We start from the raw sequence: 21711 nt of genomic DNA, 5'->3' as shown, positions 1-21711 counted from the left end.
TCATCCAGGGGGAATTCATCAGTGAGAAAATTATCTCTTTTATTGGTATCCTTAATGATGCTTATGTCGATCGTTGCAGGATGCGCCAAGGGTAGCAACCAGGCAGAAAAACCGGCTTCAGGCGCTGCCGAAAACGGCGGCAAAGCAAACAGCGGAAATAAAACGGAAGTCGACTTTATGGTCGTGTCCACTTGGGCCGATGATTTGCAAGCGCTTGCAACGAAGTTCGAAGAGCAAAACCCTAACATTAAAATTAACTTCGTGTCTCTGCCGTTCCGTCAAATGCTGGAAGGCATCGAAGTGCAAATGAATTCCAAGAAACCGTCATTCGATGTCTTCATGGTCGATGGCCCGCTCGTATCCAACTACACGGTTAAAGGATTTCTGGAGCCGCTCGACAGTTACTTCAGCAATGATGAAAAAGCAAAATGGGTCGACGCATCGCTCCAAGCGGGAAGCTATGATGGCAAGTTTATGGCTGCCCCGATGAATACGTCGACGGACGTGCTTTATTACAACAAAGATATTTTTGCAGAGAAAGGTATCGATCTCCCTGCCCAAGATCCTGATAAGCGCATGACCTGGGAAGATACGGTTGAACTCGCCAAGAAGCTGACTTTCGATCAGAACGGAGACGGCCAAACCGACATATTCGGCTTTACCTTCCGCCAAGTAGGACGTCCATATCAATTGCTCCCCCTGGCGAACAGCCTGGATGCTGAAGTCATCAGCAAGGATGGCTTCACGGCACAAGGATTCACGAACTCCGACAAAATGGTGCAGGCTGCCAAGTTCTATTATGACACGTTCAACACCTGGAAGATCAGCCCGAAAATTACTCCTGACGAAACGGTGGAATACTTTGCAACCGGCAAGACGGCGATGATGATCGGCTCGACAGCTTATATCAAAATGTTCACGGAAAGAGGCGTTCCTTTTGGCGCAGCGCCGTTCCCTTACTTTAACGGTAACAAAGCAGCCACGCCTACGGGCAGTTTCCACCTTGGGCTCTCCAGCTTCTCTGACAAGAAGGAGGCCGCCGCAGAATTCATCAAATTCGCGACAACGGGCGAAGGCGCCAAGTTCTGGTTCGAGCAGCGCAATGAATTGCCAGCGAGCAAAGAGGTTCTTCATTTCATTACTACCGATCCGAAATTTGAGGAATTCCCGTCGAGCGTATTCCGCTTGGCGGCATTTGAAGCGCAAAATACGGCAGTGCCTCGTCCGGTATCCCCTGGCTATCTGGAATGGGAGTCCCTGCTGACCAAAGCTTACGAAGATATAAAGGCCGGATCCGATCCGAAGAAAGCCCTCGATCAGGCAGCGGAGCAAAGCGACCGCTTGTTGAAAAAATACGATTCACTGAAAAAGTAGGACGAGCATCATGATTCAGCAGTAGGTTTCAATGGGGGGAAGATCGACGGCAAGTTGAAGAGCTGCCTCCCCCCATACTTGCTGACTAAGACTAACGGCGGTGAAATGCAAGCGATGCGTGAAAAAACGTATGTACCCTATTTATTTTTATTCCCGGCGCTATTCGGAATAATCGTGTTCAAGCTGTTACCTATCTTTCAAGGATTGAATGAAAGCTTGTACAGCCCGACTTTCCTGCAAGGCGAGAAAATCTTCGTTGCCTTGGACAATTATGTGACCTTACTCAAGGACCCCGTCTTCTGGAATTCCGTTAAAGTAACGCTACTGATGAACGTAGTCATAAATCCGCTGCAAATCGGGCTTGCCCTGTTGCTGGCGCTGCTGCTGAATATTCAGCTGAAGGGCATCGGCTTCTTCCGCTCGATCCACTTCATCCCTATTGCCGTATCCCAGCCGATTGCCTGCGTACTGTGGGCGCTTCTGCTCAATCAGGAGCAAGGGATCGTCAACTCGATTCTGGTCGCTTTGGGCCTTCCAGCACAGCCGTTCCTCGGCAGCAGCGAGCAGGCGCTATGGGTCATTATCGCCATCTCCACCTGGAGAGGCGTCGGTTACTGGTCCGTATTCCTCCTGGCCGGACTTCAGGAAATCCCCGGCTCCTTGTACGAAGCTGCCGCGATTGACGGCGCCGGACGCTGGGAACGCTTCAAGAACGTCACGTTTCCGATGCTGAAGCGTCCGCTAATCTTTGTCACGGTAACAGACACCGTCATCAACTTCCTCATGTTCTCGCCAATGTATATTTTGACCAAAGGCGGTCCGGAGAACAGCACGAACGTTCTGATGAACGAGAGCTTCAACAGCGCGTTTCAATACTCCGATCTTGGCAGAGCCTCGGCAATCGTCATGATGCTTTTGGTGCTAATTCTGATCATCATTGCGGCGCAATTCAAACTGCTCAAACCTAAACATTAAGTCAACAGAAAGAGGTTGTGACCTTGAAGAGTACCTCAAAATGGCTTCTCTATACCATTCATTTGGTGTTGCTCGTGATCGTCTTTTTTCCACTTATCTTCGCGCTGGTTTCTTCCTTTCGGCCGGTGGATGACATTTTCCGTTACGTCTCTCCGATCTCTTGGCGCACATTCATTCCCACCGATTTCACCTGGGAGGCCTATACGAATCTGTTTGCGCTAAGAGGCTACGGTCCCATCGTGGTGAACACGTTCTTCATTGCCTTAACAACCGTTCTTTTTAGCGTCATATTCAACTCGATGGCGGCTTTCGCTTTTGCCAAGTTCACATTTAAAGGCAGCGAAATTCTATTCGGCCTCGTCATATTCAGCTTTATGATCCCGTTTGAAGTCATCTCCATTCCACTATACAGCTTGATGAACGGCATTGGATGGATCGACAGCTATTACGGTTTGATTATTCCCGGGATTGCCAACGGGCTGGTCATTTTCTTGTACCGACAATTTTTCATGGATCTTCCGATGTCTTTGATCGAAGCAGCACGCCTTGAAGGCGCCTCCTGGTGGAAAATTTACTTGGGAATTATTATGCCTCTCTGTAAACCGGTTACGATCAGTGCGGCGCTGCTCACCTTCATTTTCCAATGGGAATCCTTCATGTGGCCATTGATCGTGACGCGTTCGGAGAAATACCGTGTCATTCAGGTAGCCATCAGCATGTTCACGACAGAGCACGCGACGGCCTGGAACGAGATGTTTGCCGCTACCATTATTGCTGTCATCGTACCGGTAATATTGATTTTGTTGTTCCAGCGTTATTTTGTGCAAGGTGTTGCAAATTCAGGTTCCAAAGAAGGTTAACCATGCAGTTACTACACACAACTTAATTAAACTAAAACGGATGTGAGTCGATTTGTTGAATATTTTAGTCGTCGGCAGCATTAATATGGACATCATTAACCGCGTGCACGAATTTCCGGAGGCTGGCGAGACCGTAAAAGGATTGGGAGCGGAATACCTATGCGGCGGAAAAGGCTCCAACCAGGCGATTGCAGCTTCATTGGCCGGCGGAAATGTAACGATGATCGGTTCGGTCGGTCAGGATTCCTTCGCGAACCAGCTCCTTGCCACGGTGCAAGGGTACGGGGTGAATACGAGCCTCGTTATGTCCAAAGAGGGCTTCTCAGGCTTGGCCTTTATTAACGTCAACGATAAAGGGGAGAATACGATCATATTGTCCGAAGGCGCCAACGGCAAAATGAACCCGGACGATATTCGCTCATCCCTTTCCATACTTGAACAAACGGATCTTTTGCTGCTGCAAAACGAAATTCCATGGGAGACGAACGAAATGGTGATTGAAGAAGCCCGCCGGAAAGGGGTCTTCATTATCCTCAATCCCGCTCCGGCCACCTCCATTTCAGATGAGCTGTTGCAGAAAATAGACTTGCTCATATTGAACGAAACCGAAATCGAAACGATTACAGGAATTTCTGCAGGCAGCGCGGAGCAAGCCGAGGAAGCGCTGCGCTGCCTGATTCATAAGGGTTCGCGGGAAGTCATTCTGACTTTAGGCGAGAAAGGCACGTCGTATATGAATACGTCGCTGGTCAAAATCGATGTACCGGCATTCCAAGTCAATGCGGTGGATACGACGGCCGCAGGTGATACGTTCATCGGAGCCTGGGCCACGCTGCTGCGCTCGCCGCTCTCCACCGAGGAGAAGCTTCGATTCGCCTCCGCGGCGGCGGCTATTGCGGTTACCCGGAAAGGGGCGGCGAACTCGATCCCTACCCGTGGGGAGATTGAGCAATTTTTACGCGAACGCCACGGGAGCTAGGCGGTATGTGGCTGATATTTGCAATATGCGTAGCCATCATCTACGGGGTTAGAGCCATTATGTTTCAATGGTCCTCCCGCAAGGGCTTCGATCGGAACCTGCTGCTGCTGGGCGCTTATATCGGAGCCTTCCTCCTGTCCGTCATTCTGAATTTATTCATCGGACAGGTATGGAATTCAGGCGCCCTGCTTGGCATATGGGTCGGCGCGTTCGCTTATGTATCCAACTCGTCTATGTACAAGGCATATGCCGCGGGCAAAGCCTCTTTAATTGCCATCTTAATAGGCACGTCGCCGCTGGTCGTAACTTCGCTTTCCTTCCTGCTGTGGAGAGAGACGATGAGCCTTGGCCAAGGTCTGGCCTTCCTGACCATCTTCTCTGGCGTGTTCCTGATCAGCTATTCTAACCAGCTCTCCTGGCGGCATTTGCAGGGGTCGCAGTGGGGCCTGCTGGCTATGCTGTTCTTTGGGATGACGGATATTCTGTGTAAAATATCCGTCCTACAGGGCGCAGAGACACTGCCTACGCTGATCCTGATGTTCGGTACCGGAGCGATCCTGTTCTTTGCCACCTGGCGCTGGCAGCAATCCAAGGAACGAGGACGCACGGACCGGAGCGAGCATCCGCATGCCGGGGGTAACGGGAAAGTTATAGAGGCGGCTACCCCAGCCACTCACAGGACCCTATTATGGGGCATGACCATCGGCTTAACGAATTTTCTGGCCATGATCTTTATCCTCCCGGCTTTTAAGCTGGGCGTAACGGGGCTAGTGTCAGCCATTATTTCGGGAAATATCTTGTTGATCGTGCTCTATGCGCGAGTCGTCTTGAAGGAAAAAATGGCGCAAACCGAGATGCTCGGCATCGCCCTGATCTTCGGCGGAGTCATCGCCATCAAATTGCTTAGTTAATGGATGAAGAAACGGAGGATCACCATGGTAAAACCGATTATTATTGACTGCGATCCAGGAATCGACGACGCTCTGGCCATTTTGCTCGCCGCAGCTTCGGAGCAGCTGGACATCAAACTGATTACGACCTGCGCCGGCAACCAGACCAGCGAGAAAATTACCGCCAATACGCTCAAGCTGCTGTCGTTCATCAGGCGGCCGGACATCCCGGTTGCCAGAGGAGCGACAGGCCCGCTGTACGGTGAGCTGGTGGTTGCCGAGAAAGCCCATGGCGATTCGGGATTCGGCGGGGTGGAATTGGGAGATACAACGCTGTCCGTAATTGAACAGTCCGCGATAGACGCGATGCGTGAAGTTATTATGGCAAGCGAACAAAAGGTGACGATCGTGGCTATCGGCCCGCTCACCAACGTGGCTCTACTGCTGACTGAGTATCCGGAGGTTATCGGACGCATCGAGCAGCTCTCCATCATGGGTGGTTCGAGCACGGAGGGGAACGGGACCCCGGTGGCAGAATTCAACATCTACGTCGACCCTGAGGCGGCGCAGACCGTGTTCCGTTCCGGTATTCCGATCACGATGTTCGGTCTGAACGTGACGTACCAAGTACCGATGTATATCGAGGATATCGAGCGTATACGAAACATCGGCAACCAAACAGGACAGGCGATCGCCGCGATGCTGGACTATTATTTCCGGAACGATCGGGTCGAAGGAATGCACGATCCCTGCGCCGTTGCCTACCTGATTGACCCGTCGCTGTTCGAAACGCAGCATTGCAACGTAGAAATTGAACTCAGCGGCGAGTTTACCCGTGGGCAAACGGTCGTAGACCTCAGAGGCCGGACCAACCGGGCGAAAAACGTGAACTTCGCCGTTAGCGTGTCGAGCCAAAGGCTGCTGGACATGCTGTATGAAGCGGTGAAAACCTTCGCATAAGTCAAAAACAAGGACAAGATTCCTCAAATGAAGAGGTCTCTTGTCCCTTTTTAAATCCAGCCTATATTAAGCTTTGAGCTTGAATTTGCTCAAATCGTCTTCACAGTTAGCCCATACTCAGTCAATGAATACTCCACCTTAGGCGGCACCTGGTCATAAACCTTGCGATTGATAATCGCGGCTTTTTCTAATTCACGCAGCTGCTGCGTCAGCATTTTTTGCGTAATTTGCGGCATTTCTCGTCTCAATTCTCCAAATCGGTGCGTGCCTTCCGTCAAGTGGCATAAAATTACCGGCTTCCACTTCCCGCCGATCACCTTCAAAGTCAGTTCCACCGTTTCTTTAAAATGCTGGTCACCCAAAGCGAGTAACTCCTTTCCTGATTTATCTTAAATGAGGATACCGCATTGTTATTCAGGAAGTAAAACGGCTCCTCTACCGTGTTCGGCGATTAACTATTATTTTTGGTTGATTCATTCTATAAAGCAGATGACCGTCGGGTAATCTCATATCTTCCAACATAATATATCTTATTCTTGCCAACTTGGTGGATATGCCGTTACTCTTCTTTTCCGTATACATAATGTAGAGTAAGCTGCTATTAATCATCACGGATAGGGGGAGCGATGTAATGGGATCGAGATCGAAAGACTCTATGAAACAGAGGCCACAGGGAGTTTCCATCATTACCTGTACGATTCGTCAGAGTTTTTTAAACAACCTGCTTCATAATTACATTCGACAGCGCTATCCGAAAAAGGAACTTATCATTATTGTAAACAACGATAAAATACCGCTTGAGCCTTATCAGCGTTTAGCTAGAAAAAACCGGAACATCCAAGTCTACCGCGTTGCAGGCCGCAGCTCTCTCGGTGCTTGCCTAAACTATGCTGTCAGCAAAACGAAATACAGCTACATTGCCAAGTTCGATGACGATGATTATTACGCACCCTACTATTTAAAAGACAGCCTGCAGGCATTGCATAAAGCAAATGCGGATGTTGTTGGAAAACGGGCCCACTATATGTACTTACGCGGGTCTAAAACTTTGATTCTGCGTTTTCACCAGGACGAGAACAGACCGGTCACTAAACTTCCCGGTGCGACGTTGTTCATTAAACGGCAGGTGTTAAATAAAGTACAATTTCCCGATCAGAACGTCGGGGAAGACGATCTTTTTTGCCTCAGAAGCAAAAAGCAGGGATACAAGGTCTACTCCGCAGGAAAATATAATTTTGTCGCCGTACGTCGAAAAGACTCATCCAGCCATACTTGGGTCATCAGCGATAAAAAGCTTCTCTCTCACCATAAAAGAATCCCCAATGTCCAAAATTACAAGAAGTTCGTGCAGCGTACGCCAATGAGTGCTCCATAGTTGAACATGTTCTCTTACAATGAGCGTGCCTTGCAAGTCTAAAAAACGATAATTAAGGAGAGCCATTCTACAAAAATGGGGGCTCCTTTTTTATTGGCACACATAGTTCGCACAAGTGATTGTTAACCAAATCATCAGTGTATTTTTCTAAAATCGGTTTGTTGGCAGTTTGGAGTCCCATGCGGTGCAAAGCTGGGAAAATTTCCACCCATGCTCTTTGAATATCCTCTGCTGTATGATTGATTCTGAAAATCGCATAATCCCCGCCGTCAAGTTTACTTTCGGAGACGAAGTCATCAATTTGGTCCTCTTCTGTAATAGTAATACATGCATCATATCTGCATTTCTCAGGCGGCGTTATTTGCGGGTTATCTTGGGGAATTCCGAATAAAACAGCTGGTTCAGTGAGCAGTTTTTTCTCCCTCGCCCAACTTTTTAGCTCTTCCATTGCCTGAACGTTGGCAGGACCATAAGGACCAATTTGCCGTACATATGCCAGGCGGTAATTTGGGAAAGTTTCGACTCTAATATCCATAGCTTGATCTTCCTTTCTCATATGTTATTTCCTACATTTTGGATGCTATCATGGTATAAAAAATTATTCATATGTTTTTTTTGAATGTATACTTTCTTATTCAATAGTTTTCCGCAGAAAAGCTATAACCACGAAGATATCACGAAGGTCATTGCCCATATCAATGAGAAGAAGACACCGATCGGCACCATGGTGACACAGGTGTATAAATTGGACGACATTCAAGCAGCATTCAATAAGGCGATCGAGGCTAAAGAAACGATTAAAGTGGTCGTGGACTTAACCTAATAAAAGGTTAAAGCTGTCCATTCCTGCGGGAACGGACAGCTCATTTATTCTCCAATAGCTCCACAAACTTCGTGGCAGCTGACGATAGCGGTACACTTTTTATGTTGCATACCCCTATGCTTCTCCTTGGAATTTCCTCTAACAGCTGTACTTCGGACAGCAGCCCTTTCGATAAATATTCCTGGGAAAACTCTTTCGTTACACAAGCGATTCCCAAATTAATTTTAGCAAACTGCAATAATAAATCATGCGAGCCTAATTCAAACTCCGGCGCAATCTTGATCCCTTTAGAGATCATGTAATCTTCCACGTATTTTCGTGAATTGGATTTCGTTTCGAGAAAAATCAGGGGAAGCTTCACCAATTCATGAAGACTTACCGGCTGTGACAAAATTTTTGCAAACCTTTCTCCATAAACAAACGTATCCTGGATATCAAAGCAGGGTCTTACCTCTAGCGAAGAATCTTCAATGGGGAGATTGCAAATCGTAATGTCCACCTCGCCTGATTTTAAAACCGCACAAAGCTCTATCGTTGTGCCGTTCACAATCGTAAACTTAATATTGGGATATTCATTATGAAAAGCCTCTAAATAAGGCAGTAAAAAATATCTGGAAATCGTATCCCCTACGCCAATTTTCAATTCACCGGCTGTCAGATTTTTAAATTCCATTATTTTTTCTTCACCCGTTTGCAGCAAATTCATCGCCGAGTTCACGTATTCAAATAGAAGGCTGCCTTCATTCGTCAAAGTAGCCCCTTTGGGCGTTCGATTAAAAAGCCGTGTATCTAAATCTTTTTCTAATTGCATGATCGCCTGGCTGACAGCCGGCTGTGTCATATAAAGCTCTTTGGCTGCTCTGGAAAAGCTTTCACTTTTCGCAACCTGGCTAAAGATTTTATATAGATCCAATTTGCTTATCATATAATCACCCCTTATACCCTATATTCGATATATTAATTTAACTTATACCACTAAGCTGATGTATATTACAAGTAGGCGGTTAGATAATGTAGATAAACTTAATCATCTTAAGGAGATGAACGTATTGGAAAGAGTAGTTGGAACAGTCGCTAGGGGCCTTCGTTGCCCGATCATCAAACGAGGCGATCATATAGAGGATATCGTTGTAGACAGCGTATTAAAAGCTGCCGAAGTTGAAGGCTTTCAAATTCGGGATAAAGATATTGTTTCCATCACAGAATCCATTGTCGCCCGTGCTCAAGGCAATTATGCTACGATTGATCATATCGCAAAAGATGTTGCTTCCAAGTTCGGTGACGAAACGGTTGGCGTGATCTTCCCGATTTTAAGCCGCAACCGCTTTGCTGTCTGTCTCCGCGGCATCGCCAAAGGCGTTAAGAAGATCGTGTTAATGCTGAGCTATCCTTCCGATGAAGTTGGCAACCACTTGGTCGATCTCGACGCGCTTGATGAAAAAGGCGTTAATCCTTGGACGGATGTGCTGACGGAGGCACGATTCCGTGAGCTTTTTGGCTATAATAAGCATACGTTTACTGGCATTGATTATATTGATTACTATAAAACTTTAGTGGAAGAACAGGGAACCGAGTGCGAGGTCATTTTCTCCAATAGCCCAAAAACGATTCTCGACTACACCAAAAATGTGCTGACCTGCGACATCCATTCCCGCTTCAGAACGATGAAGATTTTGAAAGCCAATGGCGGGGAGATCGTCTACAGCCTTGACGACATCCTGGCGGAATCTATTGACCATAGCGGATTTAATGAAGAATACGGCTTGCTCGGATCGAATAAATCAACGGAAGATGAAATCAAGCTTTTCCCTCGTAACTGTCAGCAGACCGTCGACAAGATCCAGCAAATTTTTATGGAGAAGACGGGTAAAAATGTGGAAGTTATGATTTATGGGGACGGGGCATTCAAAGACCCGGTCGGGAAAATATGGGAGTTGGCTGACCCAGTCGTATCGCCCGCTTACACTGCCGGCCTGGAAGGAACGCCAAATGAAATCAAGTTGAAATATCTTGCGGATAACAACTTTGCGGACTTAAGCGGCGACGAGCTTAAGCAGGCTATTTCCGATTACATCAGCAATAAAAGTGACGATCTCGTAGGATCGATGGAAACCCAAGGCACTACGCCTAGAAAGCTTACGGACCTCATCGGCTCTCTGTCCGATCTGACTTCAGGAAGCGGAGACAAAGGCACGCCGATCGTGTTTATTCAAGGCTATTTCGATAACTTTACAAAGTAATACCTAAACATTAATTCTTAAATCAAAAGAGAGACCCTCTTGCGAAAGCAGGAGATCTCTCTTTTTTGACGTAAAATAATGAAATTATAGCGGAATAGAGCTATGCGTGCATTTCAACCGGAAGGTCTTCACCGCTAAGACCAAGCGACCGCGCGCTTGAAGCCTGAACTTCCTCGGTAAGCTCCGCGTTTGCTAGCAGTGATGCACCGTAAGAAGGAATCATCTCTTTGATTTTCGGCTCCCACGCCTCCATATATTGCGGGAAGCACTTGGTGATCACTTCAAGCATGACGGAAACCGCGGTTGAAGCACCCGGAGAAGCGCCGAGCAATGCAGCGATCGAGCCATCGGCAGCGCTAATGACTTCGGTACCAAATTGCAGCGTCCCTTTGCCGGCATCCGTATCTTTGATAACCTGCACGCGTTGGCCCGCTATCACCAAATCCCAATCTTCGCTTTTCGCGTTCGGGATAAATTCCCGCAGTTCTTCCATCCGCTTTTCTTTGGACAGCATCACTTGCTGGATCAAGTATTTTGTCAATGGAATGTTTTTGGCCCCTGCTGCCAGCATCGTTACAAGATTATCCGGTTTTACAGACGTAATCAAATCAAACATAGAGCCGGATTTTAAAAATTTCGGCGAGAAGCCGGCAAACGGTCCAAACAGCAGCGACTTTTTATTGCCGATAAATCTTGTATCGAGATGCGGAACGGACATAGGAGGAGCACCGACCTTAGCCTTGCCGTATACTTTGGCATGATGCCGTTCTATCACCTCGGGATTGTTGCACACCATAAACAGTCCGCTTACCGGGAAGCCTCCGATATGTTTACCTTCCGGAATGCCGGATTTCTGCAGCAGATGCAGGCTTCCTCCCCCGCCGCCAATGAAGACAAACTTCGCAGCATGGTACTCGGCGCTGCCGGTATCGACGTTCCGTACTTTCAATTCCCACGAGCCGTCGCTTGTACGCTTTATATTATCTACACTATGTTTATATTTTATATCAACGCCTTGGCCATTTAATTGCTCGAACAATATGCGCGTTAAAGCACCGAAATTGACATCCGTCCCCGACTCGATTCTTGTCGCCGCTATAGGCTCATTGGCTGGACGGTCTTTCATCATCAGCGGAATCCATTCCATTAGTTTGTCCGGGTCGTCGGAAAACTCCATATTCCGGAATAAAGGATTGTTTGATAGCGCTTTAAAACGTTTCTTTAGAAACGACACATCCTTCTTGCCTTGTACAAAGCTCATATGAGGCAATGGCGCGATAAAATCCTGCGGATTACGGATGAGATTGCTATTTACAAGATAAGACCAGAACTGCATGGAAACCTGGAACTGTTCGTTAATTTTGATCGCTTTGCTCACATCTACAGATCCGTCCGGTTTCTCGGTGGTATAGTTAAGCTCGCACAGCGCTGCATGTCCCGTTCCTGCATTATTCCATTCGTTAGAGCTTTCCTCTCCTGCGTTGGCAAGCTTCTCAAACACTGTAATTTCCCAGTCCGGTACTAATTGTTTCAGCAGTGTCCCCAAAGTTGCACTCATAATCCCGGCACCAATTAAGATAACATCTGTACTCGTTTGTCTGTTACTCATTTTTACCGTCCTTATACCCTAATATTTGCAGAAAGGATGTAGCGCTCCTGCTAGGCATCACAGCAGCCAGTGCGGAACCTGGTCACACACCTTTTCTGGATCAAATTCATAATTTCTTTTACCTGATCATAGTGTATCAATAATACTGATAGATTTAAATATTTATTTAGTATAAATATGATAATTTAAATCGATTTAGAATTCTAAAGAACCCTTGGCATTTGTTTATTTGGCCCTATGTAAAAAAAGCCATAGCTCCTCGTGAGGAATTACGGCATCGGTCTGTTCTTTTGGGCCTTCTGCGTTCTCGTTCTCCATACAGACTTTAATCGAAAGTTTGCTTTAATGTTATGGTTACTTCGGTTCCCTTTCCCGGTTCACTTTGGACTTGAATGACGCCACTATGCAAATCGACTATTTTTTTGACAATGGATAAACCTAGGCCACTGCCCCCGAAATTGCGGTTTCTTGATGGATCCGCTTTATAGAATCTTTCAAATATATGCATTAGCGTTTCTTTATCCATGCCAATTCCAGTATCTTGGATCTTCACAATGAGATGATTATCGGGTGCCTTCAGCGCTTCAATCCTGATGCTCCCTTCTCTAGGTGTGAATTTAATACTGTTATGGAGCAGGTTCATCCATACTTGTTCCATCAGATCCTTATTGGCAGTGACGGTTAATTCTTCGAGAGAAATGTCCATATTGATTTGCTTTTCCGCCCATTGCGGTTCAATGGCCAGAATACTTCGGCGAAGCTGGCGGTCTAATCGATAGCTTTGTTGGTCAAAAAGAAATTTATCAGACTCTAGCGAAGTGAGTTTCAGTAAATTTTCACTCAATTTCGAAAGCCTGCTGCTTTCCATTTCTATAATTTCTAAGTAATGCTTACGTTCATCAGGACTTAACTCCTCGTTCTTTAACGCATGGGCAAACCCACTAATCGAAGTTAACGGAGACTGGATTTCATGTGAGACATTCGAAATAAATTCTTGCCGCATTTCCTCCATTGCACTGAGTTTTCCTGCCATATCTCTAATACTTTCAACAATTCTGGAATAGGGGTGACCTCGTCCCTGATGTTGATTTCCATAATAAGAAAGATCGATATTAAAGTTTCCTTCAGCCATCATTTTCATGGCCTGAATGATCGGATGCAGAAATTTTTCTTGGCGATTTTTTACCCATTTGATGTTCGCTATAATAGCCATGCAAAAGCCAAATAGGAAAAGTCCCAATAACGAATTGATTAACAGGCTTACATAATCGCTAGGAACATAGTGAATTGCCTCAAAAAGCCAAGATGTAAACCAGTAGGCACAGGACCAAGATAACATCAGGGTTAATAGGAGTGCCAATAAACCTGAAATTTGCTTTGTCATTTCCATCAGCTTCAAGGGGTGACCTCCAGACGATAACCGAGTCCACGGATTGTTGTAATTTTAAAGGGGCAATCTTCGTAAGCAAAACGTTGCCGTAAACGCTTGATGTGGACATCAACCGTTCGCTCATCCCCCTCGTAGTCAAATCCCCAAATATCTTCAATCAATTGTTCCCGTGAAAAAGTCCGCTGCGGGTGTGTTGCCAGCTTGAACAACAGCTCAAACTCTTTCAACGGCAAGGTCTGCTCCTGATTCCCAATAAAAATTCTATAGGAAGCACGGTCTATCAAGACATCCCCGATTTCAATCTGCTTGGATACGGTAATTTTATGGCGCTTGAGCAGCGCTTTGACCCGAGCAACGAGCTCAGCTGCAGCAAAGGGTTTGACCATATAGTCATCCGTTCCGAGATCAAACCCTTTGACTTTCTGAGCGGTCTCTCCTTTTGCCGTTAACATTAAAATGGGGAGTATACTGGAATAGTAGGTTCGTATTTCACGGCAAAATGTCCAGCCATCCATATTGGGCATCATAATATCCAGAATTATCAGATCTATTTTGTCCTTTTCGAGCAAGGATAAGGCGGCTTCTCCATCCGCTGCTTCAACAATCGATAAGCCCTCTCTGGAAAGAAGAACTCGAATTAATTCACGGATGTGAGGATCATCATCTACAATTAAGATGGTTGTCATTGTATTCATTCCTCAATTATTTTTTAAATAAAGAGTATCCCCGGTTGGCATCCGCTGTCAAAGCATATCTACTAAGTCCGGCGCATATAGGCACGCACGGTGAGCGGTGCGAAGATGGCCACAATAACCGCGGCGCCAATGAGCGAGATCGTCAAATCCGAACCGACGGTTCCCGAGTTGGTAAGCTCCCTGATGGCCGTGACAAGGTGCGAGATCGGGTTAATCTTCACAAACCATTGCAGCCAATTAGGCATCGTCTCAGCCGGCACAAAAGCATTAGAGACAAAGGTGAGCGGGAACAGCACAATCATCGAAATTCCCTGAACGCTTGATGCAGTACGCGCAATTACGCCAAAGAAGGCAAAGATCCAACTGATGGCCCAAGCACACGCAATGACGAGAAGTGCGGCAACCGCAACACTCCCTAGTCCTCCCTCAGGTCGGTAGCCCATAATATAGCCCATAGTAAAAGTAAGCACTGTCGCAATTGTATACCGGATGGTATCCGCCAAAAGAGCTCCCGCTAACGGGGCAATTCGGGCAATAGGCAGTGATTTGAATCGGTCGAATACACCTTTATCCATATCCTCACGCAATTGAACGCCAGTGACAACCGAGGTGGTGATCACAGTCTGCACCAGGATTCCGGGAATAATAACCGGCAAATAGCTTTGTACGTCTCCTGAAATCGCTCCGCCAAAAATGTAAGTGAACATCAGGGTGAAGATGATTGGCTGAAGCGTTACATCAAACAACTGCTCGGGGGTGCGGCGAATCTTTAACAGCCCCCGGTAAGCCATGATTAAGGAATTTCTTACTGATTGGCCGAAGCTGGTTCTGTTGCGTAATTGCCGTGCAGCAACAGGAGTTATTGAAGCACTTTTCATACCATTACCTCGCTTTCTTTGTGCAATGGATGTGAAGCCATCGCTGCATTCTCTTTATTATCCTGACCAGTGATCGTCAAAAAGACTTCATCTAAAGTAGGCTTCTGTACGCTGAACTCTGCTAATTGGATTCCCGCTTCGCGAAGGGCGATCAGCAGATCCGTAACCCGATCGGCATCCCCCATCGGGGCAATAATTCTTCCCCCTTCCGAAGAGACAGATGATCTAACCTCCAGGATTCGATCAACCGTTTGACGAGCCTCCCATACGTCTTGCGGATTTTGAATGCTCAAATGCAAGGAGGAGGTGCCTACTGACGCTTTTAGTTCATTTACGGTCCCCTCGGCAACAACACGGCCATGATCGATAACCGCGATCCGGTCAGCCAGTTCATCTGCTTCTTGCAGATATTGCGTAGTTAACAGTACAGTTGATCCCTCCTTCACCAGCCGGCGGATCGTCTCCCACATTTGATTGCGTGTTCGCGGATCCAGCCCCGTAGTCGGTTCATCTAAAAAGATTAGCGGCGGCTGTGCAATAAGGCTTGCCGCCAAATCCAGCCTGCGGCGCATGCCGCCTGAGAAATTTTTCAAGGGACGCTTCGCGGCTTCCGTTAGACCAAATTCCTCTAACAGCTCCGCTGCCTTTCGCTTCGCCTTCGCACGGCTTAGCCCTAATAACTGCGAGAAGATGAGCAAATTCTCGGTCGCACTGAGCGCCTCATCGACCGAGGCATACTGACCGGTCACCCCAACTAATTGGCGGACAATTTGTGCCTCCTTCACCACATCAAATCCGAAGATCCGTGCCGAACCTTCATCCGGCCGCAGCAATGTCGCCAGCATTCGGATTGTCGTCGTCTTCCCGGCACCATTTGGGCCGAGCACACCGTAGATAGAACCGGCGGGAACTTTCAGATCTACCTTATCAACCGCACGATTATCACCAAAAGTTTTAATCAGTCCCTGTGCTTCAACGGCCCAATTCCCATCGGCTGCCATCGGCTTCTTTTCTTGATAATTACTCAATATGAATCCTCCCTTTTCCGTGTATATTTACTGGATACATTCGGATGATAAAGAGCTTATATGAACTGAATATGAACTAAAAAATAAACAATTAAATCTCCTTATCACAAAAAAGGCGACCCTGAAGGCCGCCTTATTCCTTAATTTATTAGTCTCCCGTTTCGCTCCTCATGTTGTTCAAAAACTTTGGTACTCCAGTTGGGACTGGGCCATAACAAGTACCTATTTACTCATCATGTTGATTTAAAATCGCTTTAACCAGCCCATGATGGCTGTTACTGATTCCATATACCTCTGTCCTATAAGCACGCCGGTATGCGTTGTGTTCCAGAGCTCTTTATATTCCGCACGGAGCTGCGCTGCTGTCACTCTGCCCCGGCGATCGTCATCATCACAGCTCACTGCCTTGATAACCAAGCATGGGCAAGAAATGGCGCTGCTATCTACGGATATGCCCCTTGATTCATCCGAAAAAGCAAAAGCATTATATGCCTTGGACGACTCCATCGCCAGATATTTTCTTTGGAATGCAATGTCTTCTGCAGATTCGTCTATACTCGATTGCTCTTCACGAACTGGAGCCGGCATTACGATGGCAGTTGTTAAAGGCTCTAAGTGTTCGTAGGGCACTATCTCGTGAACTTCTTGGCTTATAACGGAATCGATCAGCACCAGCCCGGCAAGCTCAACGGTCTCAGCTAATTTCTGTCCCAAGATTCCCCCCATGCTAAATCCGATTAGGATCGGCGCTGCGCCACACTCCGCGACAACTTCTTTGATAATCTCTCTAATATCCCCCAAGTAATCCTCAAAAGTAATTTTGGTCATGTCCATGAGCCTGCTTTTGTAGTGGCTTCTCAAGTTCATGACATAGCATTTCCACCCTTCCCGGGCAAAGTGTGGAATGTATTTGCTCCACATCCAACTGCCCGTGAAAGCCCCGTGTACAAAAAGCAATGGGGGTCTGCTTTCCGCTGCCTTTGAGAGGTTTCCCCCCTCAAACACCTCCAGATATAAATCGTTCTCCCCAATGTATTTCTCCACATGATCAGGCAATTCTAGCGTGAAATCTCTCATGCTAATCTCCTCCTCGTCCCATTTGGTTTGATATCCAACTATTTGTTGAAAAAAATTTAGAAATTGCCGTAAATCCTTTTTAAAACGTGAAGCAGGTCTTCTTTTTCTTTATCGGAAATGTCCAAGTAAAACACGTCCAACAATTGTTGGGATATGGATTCAAAGATCGGCTCCAGCTCTTTCCCCTTCTCGGTTAAAGCAACATAAACAACCCTCGTATCCTCCATATTCCTTTCCTTTGTCACATATCCAAGCCGGACCAGCTTATCAACAAGTGCTGTCACTGTAGACTTGTCCTTATTTATCTTTTTGGATATGTCCGCCATCGTCAGTCTGGGCGTCTTAAACAGGGCATAGATGATATCGCCATGTGAAGTGGCAATCCCTTCGATCCCATTCTTCGCCATCTCCGATACAATAAACCGATTAACTTTCTCTCTAATTCTAGAAATTAATGAAATGACGTCTCTGGTTTCCATAATTGCATTATAGTTTGATGTCAAATTAATTGCAAGATTTAATCGCTTGTAGACGCTAGGCCATGCATATCTCCCTCTCGATGAATAACCTGGCTAAAACGCAATAAATGAAACGAGGGCCTATGCAATGGCAAATTCCTATAATAATTCCTATTCCCAAAGACGAATACGCAAAATTGTACGCCGCTTCGGTCTGATTCCGATGAGATCGGAGCCGGTTGCATCCTTTTACCGGAAAAATGCCATCCTCCGCGTACAGACGGAAAGTGGAACCTATGCGATGAAGCCTTTTTATCGTAGTGTACTACTTCGCTCAGGTACCATTGACCAAATAAAAGCAACTGCAGAAAACAGAAGATTTCGAAAAGCTTGGCCGGGCTCTTGCCTCCTTGCATACTACCTCCAGCTGTTTCTTTTCCTTGAATAGCCCCTTTTTTGATCATATCCGCTTATGGAAAAACCGGGACCGTCTCTTTCGCAGTCGAATGGCCAAGCAAACCAAACGAATCTCTGGACGCGCCGATGGTTCGAAAGGTTCGCAGAAGCCTGTATCCAATTTTCGGAGCGGACTTGGGCTGAATTAAAGACCCCGGAGATGGCAAATCTACTGAGGATGGAAAGGATCTCTCCCGCTTTGATACACAGCGATATTACTACACATAACGTTATTATTGCCGATGACGGCCAGCTTTTCATTATCGATTGGGACCATTCGAAGTTAGGGTCTATATATGTCGACTTAGCGACCACCCTTATGAACACAACTCACTTTAATCCCGTTTTCATGCATTCGTTGTTAAAAGGGTACGAAGCACTCCGTCCGCTAAACCACGCCGAGCGAAAATTGACCTCTGCCTTGTACCGCTTGCCTCGGGAAGCTTGGCATGCCGCCCGGTTCCCTGATCGCCCAAGAAGCCGAAACATGCTGGATATTATGGAACAAACCTGGCTTCCGCGATTAAAGGGGATGGTTGTATTAGATGAATGGGCCAATCAGGACCCGAGCAGTAAAATAACCCCCGTAAGGTATTAAAACCTGCGGGGGTTATAGTCTCATATAAGTAACTAGCCTTGATCTTCAACGATTTCCTGCACTTCTTGCAGATGCTCCTTTGCCAGCTCTAATCTTTCTTTATATTGCTCAACGGTGTCCATGTGTTCATTGTGCTGCTCTGCATTGAAGAGTGCATTTTCTGCGTGGGATATTGAATTAGAAGCATGCTCAACCGTTGTCCCCTCTGGATGCGACATCGCTTGCTTCACCGCACGATCCGCCTTTTGAACAGAGTTGCTCAACAACGTGCTTGGGTGATCCTGTTTCCAGCTAGTGTCTGAATGCTTAGCCAATGGTCTACCATCCCTTCACCATCGAGGTCATAATTATAAACCATAGTATTGGAAACTCGGCTGTAAATTATGCATGGGTGAATAAGCTAACATCATTACCGCGCAGTGTAGAAGTTTTGAGTGTAAAATGGAACATCATTTATAAACTTAACTCCAACTCCAAGCGCTGTATAATCACTAGTCAACATATTATTCCGATGCCCGAGCGAATTTAGCCAACCGTAGTGGGCATCGATTGCACTCGTATGGCCAGCTGCAATATTTTCGCCTATTGCCTTAAATTTGGTTAAGCCTTGAGCGGCCATTCGGTCACCAACTGACTTGCCATCAGGATTTCTATGGGCAAAAAAGTCCCGTACCCCCATATCCTCGCTATGCAGGCGAGCGGCAACAGCAGCCTTCTCATTCCAGATTAGAGGCTTCAGGCCTTTATTTACACGGAAGCTATTCGTCAAATCGAGCACTTGAAGCTCATAGGCCTTTAATGTATCCTCGGTAACGTTTATACGGTAGACATAATCGAAATCGCTGTTATTGGTTACAAATACGCCATCAACTCGGTCATTCTCATGATTATCCGTGAACAGCGTTATTTGAATATCATTCATTTGATAGTAGAGAACATTATTCGAGTGACCTGTGCTTTCTTCCCATAATTTTCCCGCTCTAGATTTCAAATTGATAAGTCCATTCGCCTTATTATCGCCGCCAAATCGCCAGCCTGTCCCATTAGAAAATAAGGCAGCGACCTCTTGATTCATTATTCCGATTTGGGCATAATTTTTTAAATCCCGGTTATAAATGTACCATGTCATGTCACTGCTTATTTTATCTTTACGATTCGGCTGTCCTAGTGCAGCAATGACGTCAGCCTCGGAATCACCGATTTGGACGCCTAGAAGCTCCATAGCGGATGGTGCTTGGCCTTCCTGCTGAGTTTTATCCTCCTCCTGCCCAGTTACGACGTTTTCCTCCTCCTCCTTAGCAGGAGCGTCTTCTATCCGTCCTCCCTGTTGCAAACGATAGAAGAAGGTCTGCGCTTCCGCACGAGTTAAAGTATCTTTCGGAGCAAATCCCTCGACGCCCGATCCATTTTTGCCTTCAGCCAAACCCTCGTCTAACATGAATTGGACGGCTTCCGTTACCGTTAAGGCTTTCCCCATCGTCCCCGTCATCAATTGCGCTGCATGCCCGCGTGTGATCAACTCATGGGGCTGCTGGTTTACTTGTAAATTCAACTCTTTTGCCAACCTATAGTAAGGCGTATACCATATTTCATCAGCCTTTGTATCTTCTACTTGCAGTTCAGGATATGTACGCAGAAGCATGACTAAAAATTCAGCCTCGGTAACTGACTTGGAGGGCTTAAATGATCCATCTGGATAACCACTCGCTATCCCCTGATCCTTCGACCACATTATTTTTTCATACGCCCAATGCGAGCCAGGCACATCCGTAAACATCGGCGAAGCGGCCGCAATCCCCTTAGTCACTCCAATCCATACAGCTGCCGTAATGCCGACGACACCAGCTATTTTTAACAACCAACGACTTTTCCCCACGACGATCTCCCCTTAAACTCATGATGTTCTTCTACGCAATTCTGCATAATTCGACAAAATAAAATAAAATCCCTCCTTATAAAGAGGGACTCTAGCTCTAGCTTATTCTCTATTTGTTATCTCCCGTTTCAAAAGTTCCGAATCACTGCTGCATCTCGTCTTGAATCCGCTTCATGAACTCTTCGGCAGCGCTGTAGCCAAGCTGCTTAAGGTACCAATTGTTCGCTGCAGCCTCGATCAGACCAGCGACGTCACGTCCCGGTTGCAGCTGGACTTCAATATGCGGGATTTTAACGCCTAGATATTCCGTGAACTGAGGTTCTACTTCCAGCTCATTGTTTAGGGAGTTCTCCTGCCACGGGGCCAGCTCGATGTCAAGTACGATTCGCGTCTCCTCTTGGAAGGCCCTGCGCCCGTATTGTCGTACAACATTAATCAGGCCAACGCTGCGCAGCGCGAGAAATTCACGCGTAGTCTCATTATGTGTCCCGAGAAGGGTTGCAGGACCAAGCTTCTTAAGCACCACAATATCGTCGGCCACGAACCGGTGGCCTCTTCGAATGAGCGTATGCGCTGTCTCGCTCTTGCCAATCCCCGACTTCCCCCGAAGAAGAACGCCTATGCCCGATACATTCACGCATACGCCATGGATCGATATTTCAGGCGCGAGTGCTTTAATCAAATAGCTGTCCAGCCTAGCGATAAATTCCGTCGTCGTCTCCGTTGTCCGCAGCAGCGGGATACCTTCCTGCTCGCAGAACAAAATTAGATAAGGAATCTCCTGCTGCCCCGACGTCACAATGAAGCATGGCGGGTGATATTTGACGACGTTGCCGATATGCAGCTTGCGTTCCTCTACGGATAAGGTCAACAAATAGTTAATTTCCTTGCGGCCGAGCACCTGAACCCGATTCATAGGAAAAAAATCAAAATACCCGACAAACTCCAGCCCAGGTCTATGCGTCCGTGGACGGGTAATCACGCGGTCCATATGGCTGTCTCCTGCAAGCACTTCCAAATGGAAGGCTTCCTTAAGTTTTTGAACAGTGACCGTCTTCATGATGTTCTCCTCCTGCGGCTAAGGCGTTCTGGAATACGCCTGTTATTCAAAACTCGATTTCGGATATATTCAACACCCGGGAGGGTTGTTCCTGCTATGGTGTCTTAACA

Annotated in this window: 23 protein-coding genes; 10 read left to right on the top strand and 13 right to left on the bottom strand. The window is 46.8% G+C overall.

Annotation, left to right across the window (positions count from 1 at the left end; all coding sequences use genetic code 11):
* Positions 1–21 precede the first annotated feature (21 nt).
* From G358_RS0113825 to G358_RS0113800, 6 genes are all read left to right on the top strand, one after another.
* Complete coding sequence (locus tag G358_RS0113825) at positions 22–1374, top strand: ABC transporter substrate-binding protein (RefSeq protein ID WP_019637830.1); 1353 nt, start codon at positions 22–24, stop codon at positions 1372–1374.
* A gap of 114 nt (positions 1375–1488) precedes the next feature.
* The gene (locus tag G358_RS0113820; RefSeq protein ID WP_019637829.1) at positions 1489–2349 is read left to right on the top strand and encodes a carbohydrate ABC transporter permease; all 861 of its coding nucleotides are present in this window, start codon (positions 1489–1491) and stop codon (positions 2347–2349) included.
* A gap of 17 nt (positions 2350–2366) precedes the next feature.
* Positions 2367–3209 carry a carbohydrate ABC transporter permease gene (locus G358_RS0113815; protein WP_157274369.1) on the top strand — a complete coding sequence of 281 codons (843 nt, stop codon included), beginning with the start codon at positions 2367–2369 and terminating at the stop codon, positions 3207–3209.
* 52 nt (positions 3210–3261) lie between these two features.
* A complete protein-coding gene (gene rbsK / locus G358_RS0113810; RefSeq protein WP_019637827.1) occupies positions 3262–4188 on the top strand; it encodes a ribokinase in 927 nt (308 codons plus the stop codon).
* A gap of 5 nt (positions 4189–4193) precedes the next feature.
* Entirely contained in the window at positions 4194–5099 is a 906-nt protein-coding gene (locus G358_RS0113805; protein WP_019637826.1) for a DMT family transporter, read from the top strand.
* A gap of 24 nt (positions 5100–5123) precedes the next feature.
* Positions 5124–6038: a nucleoside hydrolase gene (locus G358_RS0113800; protein ID WP_019637825.1), complete on the top strand. Its 915-nt coding sequence runs from the start codon at positions 5124–5126 to the stop codon at positions 6036–6038.
* Positions 6039–6127: 89 nt separating this feature from the next.
* On the opposite strand, the gene G358_RS30165 is transcribed toward G358_RS0113800, so the two are convergent.
* On the bottom strand, positions 6128–6400 hold the full coding sequence (locus G358_RS30165; protein WP_019637824.1) for a winged helix-turn-helix transcriptional regulator: 273 nt from the start codon (positions 6398–6400) through the stop codon (positions 6128–6130).
* A 269-nt stretch (positions 6401–6669) separates the two neighbouring features.
* Between G358_RS30165 and G358_RS0113790 the strand changes: the two genes are divergently transcribed.
* Positions 6670–7413 carry a glycosyltransferase family 2 protein gene (locus G358_RS0113790; RefSeq protein ID WP_019637823.1) on the top strand — a complete coding sequence of 248 codons (744 nt, stop codon included), beginning with the start codon at positions 6670–6672 and terminating at the stop codon, positions 7411–7413.
* 67 nt (positions 7414–7480) lie between these two features.
* On the opposite strand, the gene G358_RS0113785 is transcribed toward G358_RS0113790, so the two are convergent.
* Entirely contained in the window at positions 7481–7969 is a 489-nt protein-coding gene (locus tag G358_RS0113785) for a GyrI-like domain-containing protein (protein WP_019637822.1), read from the bottom strand.
* A 63-nt stretch (positions 7970–8032) separates the two neighbouring features.
* On the opposite strand from G358_RS0113785, the gene G358_RS0113780 reads away from it, so the two are divergent.
* On the top strand, positions 8033–8236 hold the full coding sequence (locus tag G358_RS0113780) for a hypothetical protein (RefSeq protein ID WP_019637821.1): 204 nt from the start codon (positions 8033–8035) through the stop codon (positions 8234–8236).
* A gap of 40 nt (positions 8237–8276) precedes the next feature.
* Here the strand turns inward: G358_RS0113780 and G358_RS0113775 are convergent, their stop codons facing one another.
* On the bottom strand, positions 8277–9161 hold the full coding sequence (locus G358_RS0113775) for a LysR family transcriptional regulator (RefSeq protein WP_019637820.1): 885 nt from the start codon (positions 9159–9161) through the stop codon (positions 8277–8279).
* A gap of 124 nt (positions 9162–9285) precedes the next feature.
* Between G358_RS0113775 and G358_RS0113770 the strand changes: the two genes are divergently transcribed.
* Positions 9286–10476, top strand: coding sequence for a coenzyme F420-0:L-glutamate ligase (locus tag G358_RS0113770; protein WP_019637819.1), 1191 nt, complete (start codon positions 9286–9288; stop codon positions 10474–10476).
* A gap of 100 nt (positions 10477–10576) precedes the next feature.
* On the opposite strand, the gene G358_RS0113765 is transcribed toward G358_RS0113770, so the two are convergent.
* The 7 genes from G358_RS0113765 to G358_RS0113735 form a co-directional block, all read right to left on the bottom strand.
* The gene (locus tag G358_RS0113765) at positions 10577–12085 is read right to left on the bottom strand and encodes a malate:quinone oxidoreductase (RefSeq protein ID WP_019637818.1); all 1509 of its coding nucleotides are present in this window, start codon (positions 12083–12085) and stop codon (positions 10577–10579) included.
* Positions 12086–12410: 325 nt separating this feature from the next.
* A complete protein-coding gene (locus tag G358_RS0113760; RefSeq protein ID WP_019637817.1) occupies positions 12411–13484 on the bottom strand; it encodes a sensor histidine kinase in 1074 nt (357 codons plus the stop codon).
* On the bottom strand, positions 13481–14161 hold the full coding sequence (locus G358_RS0113755; protein WP_019637816.1) for a response regulator transcription factor: 681 nt from the start codon (positions 14159–14161) through the stop codon (positions 13481–13483). The genes G358_RS0113760 and G358_RS0113755 overlap by 4 nt, the downstream gene beginning before the upstream one ends.
* A 71-nt stretch (positions 14162–14232) precedes the next feature.
* On the bottom strand, positions 14233–15048 hold the full coding sequence (locus G358_RS0113750) for an ABC transporter permease (RefSeq protein WP_019637815.1): 816 nt from the start codon (positions 15046–15048) through the stop codon (positions 14233–14235).
* Positions 15045–16049, bottom strand: a complete 1005-nt coding sequence (locus G358_RS0113745; RefSeq protein ID WP_026342252.1) for a daunorubicin resistance protein DrrA family ABC transporter ATP-binding protein — start codon at positions 16047–16049, stop codon at positions 15045–15047. Before G358_RS0113745 ends, G358_RS0113750 begins: the two co-directional genes overlap by 4 nt.
* A 270-nt stretch (positions 16050–16319) precedes the next feature.
* Entirely contained in the window at positions 16320–17153 is an 834-nt protein-coding gene (locus G358_RS0113740; RefSeq protein ID WP_019637813.1) for an alpha/beta hydrolase family protein, read from the bottom strand.
* A gap of 56 nt (positions 17154–17209) precedes the next feature.
* On the bottom strand, positions 17210–17632 hold the full coding sequence (locus G358_RS0113735; RefSeq protein ID WP_026342251.1) for a MarR family winged helix-turn-helix transcriptional regulator: 423 nt from the start codon (positions 17630–17632) through the stop codon (positions 17210–17212).
* A gap of 451 nt (positions 17633–18083) precedes the next feature.
* On the opposite strand from G358_RS0113735, the gene G358_RS33995 reads away from it, so the two are divergent.
* Positions 18084–18665, top strand: coding sequence for a phosphotransferase (locus G358_RS33995; protein WP_051107685.1), 582 nt, complete (start codon positions 18084–18086; stop codon positions 18663–18665).
* Positions 18666–18697: 32 nt separating this feature from the next.
* Here G358_RS33995 and G358_RS0113725 read toward each other — a convergent pair whose 3' ends face one another.
* From G358_RS0113725 to hprK, 3 genes are all read right to left on the bottom strand, one after another.
* Entirely contained in the window at positions 18698–18979 is a 282-nt protein-coding gene (locus G358_RS0113725; RefSeq protein ID WP_019637811.1) for a hypothetical protein, read from the bottom strand.
* A gap of 95 nt (positions 18980–19074) precedes the next feature.
* Entirely contained in the window at positions 19075–20541 is a 1467-nt protein-coding gene (locus G358_RS31735) for a CAP domain-containing protein (protein ID WP_019637810.1), read from the bottom strand.
* A 142-nt stretch (positions 20542–20683) separates the two neighbouring features.
* Entirely contained in the window at positions 20684–21601 is a 918-nt protein-coding gene (gene hprK, locus G358_RS0113715; RefSeq protein ID WP_019637809.1) for an HPr(Ser) kinase/phosphatase, read from the bottom strand.
* Between the last annotated feature and the right edge of the window lie 110 nt (positions 21602–21711).

It is taken from the genome of Paenibacillus fonticola DSM 21315 (assembly GCF_000381905.1).
Taxonomy (GTDB): Bacteria; Bacillota; Bacilli; order Paenibacillales; family Paenibacillaceae; genus Fontibacillus; species Fontibacillus fonticola.
The sequence above is the reverse complement of the archived record's forward strand: the minus strand, read 5'-3'. Positions and strand labels throughout refer to the sequence as shown.

What these genes read in the sequence shown, in the direction of transcription:
- G358_RS0113820 (WP_019637829.1), top strand. Translation starts at nt 1,489, where the DNA reads ATGCGTGAAAAAACGTATGTACCCTATTTATTTTTATTCCCGGCGCTA.
- G358_RS0113805 (WP_019637826.1), top strand. Translation starts at nt 4,194, where the DNA reads ATGTGGCTGATATTTGCAATATGCGTAGCCATCATCTACGGGGTTAGA.
- G358_RS0113800 (WP_019637825.1), top strand. Translation starts at nt 5,124, where the DNA reads ATGGTAAAACCGATTATTATTGACTGCGATCCAGGAATCGACGACGCT.
- G358_RS0113790 (WP_019637823.1), top strand. Translation starts at nt 6,670, where the DNA reads ATGGGATCGAGATCGAAAGACTCTATGAAACAGAGGCCACAGGGAGTT.
- G358_RS0113785 (WP_019637822.1), bottom strand. Translation starts at nt 7,969, where the DNA reads ATGAGAAAGGAAGATCAAGCTATGGATATTAGAGTCGAAACTTTCCCA.
- G358_RS0113780 (WP_019637821.1), top strand. Translation starts at nt 8,033, where the DNA reads ATGTATACTTTCTTATTCAATAGTTTTCCGCAGAAAAGCTATAACCAC.
- G358_RS0113775 (WP_019637820.1), bottom strand. Translation starts at nt 9,161, where the DNA reads ATGATAAGCAAATTGGATCTATATAAAATCTTTAGCCAGGTTGCGAAA.
- G358_RS0113765 (WP_019637818.1), bottom strand. Translation starts at nt 12,085, where the DNA reads ATGAGTAACAGACAAACGAGTACAGATGTTATCTTAATTGGTGCCGGG.
- G358_RS0113755 (WP_019637816.1), bottom strand. Translation starts at nt 14,161, where the DNA reads ATGACAACCATCTTAATTGTAGATGATGATCCTCACATCCGTGAATTA.
- G358_RS0113750 (WP_019637815.1), bottom strand. Translation starts at nt 15,048, where the DNA reads ATGAAAAGTGCTTCAATAACTCCTGTTGCTGCACGGCAATTACGCAAC.
- G358_RS0113745 (WP_026342252.1), bottom strand. Translation starts at nt 16,049, where the DNA reads ATGGCAGCCGATGGGAATTGGGCCGTTGAAGCACAGGGACTGATTAAA.
- G358_RS0113740 (WP_019637813.1), bottom strand. Translation starts at nt 17,153, where the DNA reads ATGAGAGATTTCACGCTAGAATTGCCTGATCATGTGGAGAAATACATT.
- G358_RS0113735 (WP_026342251.1), bottom strand. Translation starts at nt 17,632, where the DNA reads ATGGAAACCAGAGACGTCATTTCATTAATTTCTAGAATTAGAGAGAAA.
- G358_RS33995 (WP_051107685.1), top strand. Translation starts at nt 18,084, where the DNA reads ATGGAAAAACCGGGACCGTCTCTTTCGCAGTCGAATGGCCAAGCAAAC.
- hprK (WP_019637809.1), bottom strand. Translation starts at nt 21,601, where the DNA reads ATGAAGACGGTCACTGTTCAAAAACTTAAGGAAGCCTTCCATTTGGAA.